The organism is Rhizobium sp. PEPV16, from assembly GCF_008919455.1.
Taxonomy (GTDB): Bacteria; Pseudomonadota; Alphaproteobacteria; order Rhizobiales; family Rhizobiaceae; genus Rhizobium; species Rhizobium leguminosarum_Q.
On the sequence record NZ_VSZV01000022.1, the window covers coordinates 1 to 821 of the forward strand.

The following is an 821-nucleotide window of genomic DNA, read 5'->3' on the forward strand; positions in this document are numbered from 1 at the left end:
CGATCGCTGCCGCGTAGCCGAGAGCGCCACCGCCTGCGAGTGCTGCTGCGCCGTCGATTGCGCCCCGAACACCGGAGCTGACGCCACCACCGGATACGTGTTCAATCTCGGTGCTCGAAAGTTCTTTGATACCCTGCACTTAACTCACCATTTGTTCGTTTCGGGAAGGTGGTCGAAAACACTACGTGCACGGGAAAATTAGGTTGCTGCGGGAAAGCGTCAACCTGCAGACGACGACTTTTGAATGCTGAACAGGAGTGAATCATGACGGCCGGAAGATTTACGCCTCCCGGCCGTTGAAAAAGTCAGAGGTTTTCAGGCCAGACAATAGCATCAGGATGATTTCTTGACGAAAAGCTCGTAGGCGACGAAGGTCGCTGCCATTGCCAGGAAAACCCCGATTGCCAACGGATAATTGGCGGCAGCATTCGGGTCGGTCAGCTTGGGAATGCCGATGACGGCGCCCGCCGCCAAGACCGCCGACAACGCAACTTCCTGCACGATCAATTTTGAGAAGGCTGTCATGATTGACCTCCTGTCGCCTCTGTCTTCTCCACCCAAAGCGGAGCCCAGTCCTTCTGCTTCACCACGCTGCCGATCAGGAAGCATAGCGGCTCGCCGATAAGGCGCACCACCTTGCCGCCAAGCGAGCCCTTCGAACGGCGCCCGGCCTGGTAGGCAATCTCCAGAGCTCGCGCTCTGGCGAGAGGATACATGATTTTTTCTGCCAGCGGACTTCGGCGCATCAGGCGGACATAGGGGATCGCCCAATATTGATATCCGCGAACTGTCGTCTGGGACAGGGACTGAAAGGTGAATTC

The 821-nt window shown here is 57.1% G+C and carries 1 protein-coding gene and 1 pseudogene; both read right to left on the reverse strand.

What is annotated here, in order from left to right:
* Positions 1 to 333: 333 nt before the first annotated feature.
* Positions 334 to 525 carry a hypothetical protein gene (locus tag FY112_RS00140; protein WP_017958263.1) on the reverse strand — a complete coding sequence of 64 codons (192 nt, stop codon included), beginning with the start codon at positions 523 to 525 and terminating at the stop codon, positions 334 to 336.
* Positions 522 to 821, reverse strand: a pseudogene (locus tag FY112_RS00145) (hypothetical protein); the annotation flags it as partial. The gene FY112_RS00140 and the pseudogene FY112_RS00145, both read right to left, overlap by 4 nt.